The organism is Amycolatopsis sp. NPDC059235, assembly GCF_042754125.1.
In the GTDB taxonomy this organism is placed as follows: Bacteria; Actinomycetota; Actinomycetes; order Mycobacteriales; family Pseudonocardiaceae; genus Amycolatopsis; species Amycolatopsis albidoflava.
Map to the genome: position 1 here is coordinate 62,671 of NZ_JBHZAG010000055.1, position 6,259 is coordinate 68,929.

Annotated in this window: 7 protein-coding genes; 5 read left to right on the forward strand and 2 right to left on the reverse strand. The window is 68.3% G+C overall.

The window, feature by feature from the left end:
• Positions 1-62 precede the first annotated feature (62 nt).
• Complete coding sequence (locus ACFXI3_RS30095; RefSeq protein WP_378404015.1) at positions 63-1,220, forward strand: glycosyltransferase; 1,158 nt, start codon at positions 63-65, stop codon at positions 1,218-1,220.
• A 420-nt stretch (positions 1,221-1,640) separates the two neighbouring features.
• Here the strand turns inward: ACFXI3_RS30095 and ACFXI3_RS30100 are convergent, their stop codons facing one another.
• Entirely contained in the window at positions 1,641-2,315 is a 675-nt protein-coding gene (locus ACFXI3_RS30100) for a Crp/Fnr family transcriptional regulator (protein ID WP_009084463.1), read from the reverse strand.
• Positions 2,316-2,474: 159 nt separating this feature from the next.
• Positions 2,475-2,726: a hypothetical protein gene (locus ACFXI3_RS30105; protein ID WP_037369289.1), complete on the reverse strand. Its 252-nt coding sequence runs from the start codon at positions 2,724-2,726 to the stop codon at positions 2,475-2,477.
• 237 nt (positions 2,727-2,963) lie between these two features.
• On the opposite strand from ACFXI3_RS30105, the gene nth reads away from it, so the two are divergent.
• Genes nth through ACFXI3_RS30125 form a run of 4 tightly spaced genes read left to right on the forward strand, consistent with a single transcriptional unit; the run spans position 2,964 to position 6,151 of the window.
• Positions 2,964-3,647 (forward strand): endonuclease III, encoded by a 684-nt coding sequence (nth, locus tag ACFXI3_RS30110; RefSeq protein ID WP_344266698.1) that lies wholly within the window; start codon positions 2,964-2,966, stop codon positions 3,645-3,647.
• The gene (locus ACFXI3_RS30115) at positions 3,644-4,246 is read left to right on the forward strand and encodes a TlpA family protein disulfide reductase (RefSeq protein WP_378404017.1); all 603 of its coding nucleotides are present in this window, start codon (positions 3,644-3,646) and stop codon (positions 4,244-4,246) included. Before nth ends, ACFXI3_RS30115 begins: the two co-directional genes overlap by 4 nt.
• Positions 4,243-4,959, forward strand: coding sequence for a CoA pyrophosphatase (locus ACFXI3_RS30120; protein ID WP_344265768.1), 717 nt, complete (start codon positions 4,243-4,245; stop codon positions 4,957-4,959). Before ACFXI3_RS30115 ends, ACFXI3_RS30120 begins: the two co-directional genes overlap by 4 nt.
• 7 nt (positions 4,960-4,966) lie before the next feature.
• Positions 4,967-6,151 carry a MarP family serine protease gene (locus ACFXI3_RS30125; RefSeq protein ID WP_378404020.1) on the forward strand — a complete coding sequence of 395 codons (1,185 nt, stop codon included), beginning with the start codon at positions 4,967-4,969 and terminating at the stop codon, positions 6,149-6,151.
• Positions 6,152-6,259: the final 108 nt, after the last annotated feature.

Sequence of the window (6,259 nt, forward strand, 5' to 3'; positions counted from 1 at the left end):
GTACCAGTAATTTTCTGGTCGTCTTGGTCACGCCCGATCGGGTCAGTCGCTACGCTCGCGCGATGCGGCTGATGTTCTCCTCCGGAGCTGGCTACAGCCATATCGCACCGATGCTGCCGCTCGCCCAAGCAGCACGGAAAGCCGGGGACGAGGTCGCCTTCGTGACCGGCCCGGAAGCCATGCGGTACCTGGAAAAAACCGAGCTGCAGGCCGTCTCCGTAGGGCAGCCGAGCGATCCCGCCGCCGCGGCCGCGATGTGGCAGCGGGCCCGCGAGGAGATGGCCGGGATGACCGCGGACGAGCGGCTCTCCCACCTGGTCGCCGAGTACATGGTCGGCCTCGGCGCGGCCGCACGGCTCGACGACATGGTCGAGTTCGTCCGCGACTGGCAGCCCGATCTCGTCATCGCCAACCTCGCCGAACGTGCGGCGGTGATGGCCGCTTGCCTGGTCGGCGTCCCGTACGCGATGCATGCCATCGGCCCGCCGAAGTCCGCCGCGACGATGGAGCGGGCCTGGGAAGTCGCCAACGGCCTGGTCCGCGAGCGCGGCCTCGACGCCTTGCCGTCGCGCGACAACGTGCCGTACCTGGACTTCTGGCCGGAAGGACTGAGCCCGGCCGATGTCCCGTGGGAGTACCCCACGCGCTGGCCGCTCCTGCCCTCCGGAGTGGTCCCGACGCCTGGTCCGCGCCCGCCGGTGCTCGACGGGCTGCCGTACGACCGGACCGTCTACGTCACCCTCGGCACCACCCACAACGCGCGGCCCGGCGTGCTGGAAGAAATGGTCTCCGCGCTGCGCGACGAGCCGGTGAACGTCGTCGTGACGATCGGTCAGGGCGGCGACGTCAGCCGGTTCGGCGAGCAACCGGACCACGTGCGGATCGAGCAGTTCGTGCCGCAGGCCCAGTTGCTGCCCGCAGTCGACGCGGTGGTCTGCCATGGAGGTTCGGCGACCGTTCTCGGCGCGCTCGCGCACGGAGTGCCGCTGGTGATTTCACCGCTGGCGTCTGATCATTTCGAAGTCGCCGCGCAGGTTCAGGCTGCGGAAGCCGGGATCGTGGCCGACTCCGGCGACGGAATCCTCGACGCGGTCCAGGCGGTGCTCGCCGGCCGGAAGTACCGGGAGTCCGCCGAGTCCCTCGCCGCCCAGATCGCCGGGCAACCCGATCCGGCGGCGGTGGCCGCGCGGTTGCGCGAGCTGAAGGTCTCGATCCGGTAACAGCAGCTGGATTCTGCGTGAACTCGTGCAACGAAGACGCGGTCTTGGCGTCCTTGAGGGTGAATGGCCTTGAATTCGTGAGTTTTGGCCGTGATGGTTGAACGACAGCCCATTACGGGCTGGACAGCACTGCAGCACCCAGCTCCCTCCGGCATATGGGTCGGGGCCTGGTCCGGAGGGCGGGGAGCGCGGGTCGTCGGGGGATGATCCGTGCGCAGGCGAGGAGCCGGTGCGCCACGTCGGGGGTGGCGCCCGGCTCCTTGTCATTTTCCTGGTCGAGGCGGCCAAAACCGGCGGCGACACGGGGCCGCGGCGGAATGCCGCTCTTGTGGGGGATGTCCGGTGCAGACGGACGAAGGCCACCCCCAGTAGGAGATGGCCTTCGAAAAACCCGTACGGATTAACCCACTCGGGGGAAGATCAGCGGGCGCGGCGAGCGAGCCGCTCCGGGTCCAGGATCAGGACGCTCTTGCCCTCGAGCCGCAGCCAGCCGCGGTGGGCGAAGTCGGCCAGCGCCTTGTTGACGGTCTCGCGGGACGCGCCGACGTACTGGGCGATCTCTTCCTGCGTCAGGTCGTGCGTGACCCGCAGCAGGCCCGCCTCCTGGCTGCCGAAGCGCTGCGCCAGCTGCAGCAGCGCACGGGCCACGCGGCCGGGGACGTCGGTGAAGATCAGTTCCGCGACCATGTTGTTCGTGCGGCGCAGGCGGCGCGCGACGACGCGCAGCAGCTGCTCGGCGATCTCCGGGCGGGTGGCGATCCACTGCCGCAGCGCCGGGCGGTCCATGGTGACCGCGCGGACCTCGGTGACCGTCGTGGCGCCGGACGTGCGCGGGCCGGGGTCGAAGATGGACAGTTCGCCGAACATGTCGGACGGGCCGGCGATCCACAGCAGGTTCTCGCGGCCGTCCGGGGACTTGCGGCCGATCTTCACCTTGCCGGACTGGATGATGTACAGCCGGTCGCCCGGCTCGCCCTCGTTGAAGATGACATGGCCGCGGGGGAACTCCACGGATTCCAAGGTCTGGGCCAGCGCCTCCGCCGCTGCCGGCTCCACACCCTGGAAAATGCCCGCACGGGCCAGGGTTTCGTCCACCTCGGGTGCCTCCTCGTCGAGAAACGATCACTTCCTTCGCAGGCCGAAGGCAGTGTCGCCGATCACTTTCGCGTCAGTCTAGGGCGTGTCGGGCAGATCGCTCGTCGGCTCGCCGCGCCCGGCGCGGCTGCCTGGAACGATCACGTCCGACTGAGCAGCCTAACTCCGCACCTTGCGCGCGCGTAGCCTGGCTGCCCGTCCGCCGAGCCGGCGAAGCCGGAACAGCTCGAGCGCGCGGCCGATCCCGTGCCCGTACAGGGCCCTGACCTCGTTGGGCTGAGCCTGCTCCAGGAACTCCTCGACCTCGTTCTCCTGGACCGCGACGTGCTTGAGCCGGCTTTCGACCCGCTCCATGAACAACGCGAAGAACATGATCACCAGCGGGACCAAGATCACGAACCACACGGTCATGCCACAGCTCCGCTGTTGTCGGTGACGCACTCGGTCATGGATCTCCAGATCCTCGCTCAGGGCGGACGCGCGGCCCGCAGAGGTGGTGCTCTGGCGGTTCGGCCGTCCACCGGCGGATGCTCCCGACCGGCTCGTCCGACTCGCCCGTAGGCTATCGGGGTGCCCCCTGTTGTCCCGAACGGGCCCCGCGCGGACCGCGAAGAAAGCCGGCTCGCCCTCGTGAGACGCGCCCGGCGGATGAAACGTTGCCTCGACGAGGTCTATCCGGACGCGAAGGCCGAGCTGGACTTCACGAATCCGCTGGAACTGCTGGTCGCGGTGGTGTTGTCGGCGCAGACCACGGACGTGCGGGTGAACCTGGTCACGCCCGCGTTGTTCGCGAAGTACCGCACCGCGGCCGATTACGCCGGAGCGGAGCGTTCCGAACTCGAGGAATACCTGCGCACGACCGGGTTTTTCCGGGCGAAAGCGAATTCGCTGCTGGGTCTCGGCGCGGCGCTCGTGGAGCGTTTCGACGGCGAGGTGCCGAAGAAACTGGACGACCTCGTCACGCTGCCCGGCGTCGGCCGCAAGACCGCGAATGTCGTGCTCGGCAACGCTTTCGACGTGCCTGGAATCACAGTGGACACTCACTTCGGCCGTCTCGTGCGGCGCTGGGGCTGGACCGCGGAAGAGGATCCGGTCAAGGTCGAACACGCGGTCGGCGAGCTGATCCCGCGGAAAGAGTGGACGATGCTGTCCCACCGCGTGATTTTCCACGGCCGCCGCGTGTGCCACGCGCGGAAACCGGCCTGCGGCGCGTGTCCGCTGCGCAAGGACTGCCCGTCGTTCGGTGCCGGGCCCACTGAGTTCGAGGTGGCCGCGAAGCTCGTCAAAGGCCCGGAGAAGGACCACATCCTCGAGCTGGCGGCGCGCGGGTGACTGCAGTCACCAAGTGGGCGCTCGGGGTCGCGGTGCTGGCGGTGGCCGCGCTGGTCGCGGTGCTGACGCTTCGCGGCGGCGATTCGAGCTCCGCGCCACCCGCTTCCGGTGACCTCACGGCCGCGCGAGGGTCGGCGAAGCTCGAGGCTTGCCCGCCCGCCGCGGCGAAGGAGGTCGGCCAGCTGTCCGGGATCGAGGCGGACTGCCTCGGCGACGGCTCCCGGGTGGACGTCGGCAAGGTTCTCGGCGGCGGTCCGGTGCTGGTCAACGTCTGGGCGTCGTGGTGCCAGCCGTGCCGCACGGAATTGCCGGTGCTGCAGCGGTACGCCGCCGAGCCGGGTGCGGTGCGTGTCGTCGGCGTGCAGGTCGCGAGCCCGGCCGCGGACGGGCTGGGCTTGTTCACGCGACTCGGCGTGCATCTTCCGTCGCTCTACGACGGCGACGGCCAGACCGGTCCGATCCGCACCGCGCTCAAGGCGCCCTCGTCGTTGCCCGCGTCGTACCTGGTCACCGCGGACGGCCAGGTCCGGTTCATCGCGAACCCGCGGTTGTTCGACAACACTGACCAGGTGCGCGCTGCTGTGAAGGACTACTCATGACCACCGGACCGCTCGTCGAACCCGAAGCCGTGCCGGAATGGCTGCGGCCGCTGGTGAAGGTGTCCGGTGAGGTCGACAGCCGCACGTTCACCCGGTTCAGCCCGCCGGAAGACCTGCTCACCCGTGCCGCCGCGGTGCTGATCCTGTTCGGCGAACGGCCTGGCGGCGACGGTCCGGACGTCCTGCTGCAGCGCCGGGCGGACACGCTCGGCTCGCACGCCGGGCAGGTCTCGTTCCCCGGCGGCGGCGCGGAGGACGGCGACGACGGTCCGGTCGGCACCGCGCTGCGCGAGGCCGAGGAGGAGACCGGCGTCGACCCGTCGGGGATCTTGCCGGTCGCGGTGCTGCCGGAGCTGTTCGTGCCGGTGTCGAAGTTCGCGGTCACGCCGGTGCTGGCGCATTGGCACACGCCGTCGCCGGTGCGTGCGGTCGACCCGGCCGAGACGGCGGCGGTCGCGCGGGTTTCGCTGGCCGATCTCGCGGACCCGGCCAACCGGTTCACCGTGCGTCGCGGCGACGCGTCGTGGCGGGGGCCTGCCTTCACTGTTGACGGCCTGTTCGTGTGGGGTTTCACCGCGGGTTTGCTGTCCGTGCTGCTGTCGCTCGGCGGCTGGGAACGGGCGTGGGACACCGGCGATGTGCGCGAGCTTGACGTAGCGTGGGCCGAACATCAGGGCCGGTCGGCGGTCCGGGACGGCACTGGCGAGGAGTGACGGCGCGGTGAACTGGGTCGATGTCGTCGTCCTGCTGCTCGCGGTCATGGCGGCGGTTTCCGGCGCGTTCCAGGGCGTGATTGTCGCGCTGCCCGCGCTCGTGGGCGTCGCGCTGGGCGCGGTGGCCGGGGTGAAGCTGGCGCCGTTCGTGATCAGCCTTTTCGACAGTCCGGTTGCGAAGGTGGCTTTCGCGTTCGCGGTGGTCGTGTTCCTGATCGTGCTCGGCGAGACGCTCGGCGTGTGGGCCGGGCGGAAGCTGCGGCAGAAGATCAATCCGGACAAGCTTTCCGGCATCGACAAGACTCTTGGCGCGATTTTGCAGGCGGCCGCGGTGTTCGTGGTTGCTTGGCTGGTGGCGAATCCGCTCACGACGGTGTCTTCGATCCCCGGGCTCGCGAAGTCGATCAACTCCTCGGTCGTGCTCGGCAAGGTCAATGACCTGATGCCTGCTGAGGCTCAGGGGCTTCCTAGTGACTTGCGGAAGTTGCTGGACGCGTCTGGGTTTCCGTCGGCGTTGTCGCCGTTTGAGAAGGCTCCTTCGGCGGATACGCCGCCGCCGGATACTTCGTTGAATGTGTCCGCGGTGGCTAAGCGGGTGCATCCGAGTGTGGTGAAGATTCGGGGGAATGCGCCTTCTTGTTCTCGGGCGCTTGAAGGTAGTGGGTTTGTGGTTGCGCCGCAGCGGGTTATGACTAACGCGCATGTGGTGGCGGGGACTGATGAAGTTGGGATTGAGTCGACTTCGGGGGATTATCGGGCTCGGGTTGTTTATTTCAATCCTGAGGTTGATGTTGCCGTGTTGGCGGTGCCTGGGTTGAAGGCTCCGGTGTTGCCGTTTGCTCCGCAGACTGCCCGGGCTGGGGATAATGCGGTGGTGTTGGGGTATCCGTTGGATGGGCCTTATACGGCTACGCCTGCGCGGGTTCGGGGGCGGATTAACTTGCGTGGGCCGGATATTTACGACGCTAATACTGTGCAGCGGGATGTGTTCACTGTTCGCGGGACGGTGCGGAGCGGGAACTCTGGGGGGCCGATGATTACTCCTGATGGGGATGTTATTGGCGTGGTTTTCGGGGCTGCGGTTGAGGATCCGGATACTGGGTTTACGTTGACTGCGGATCAGGTGCGTAGTGAGGTTGATGCTGCTTCGTCGCAGACTGCTCGGGTGGGGACTGGGGCTTGCGCTAATTGATGGCTCGTCGCCTGGCGGCGACCTTGCGCACGAGTTGGGCCCCCACCCCGAAGCCTAAGTGTGCTGACGGTTCGGGGGTGCTTGTCAAGGCGGGAAAGATGCCTTGAC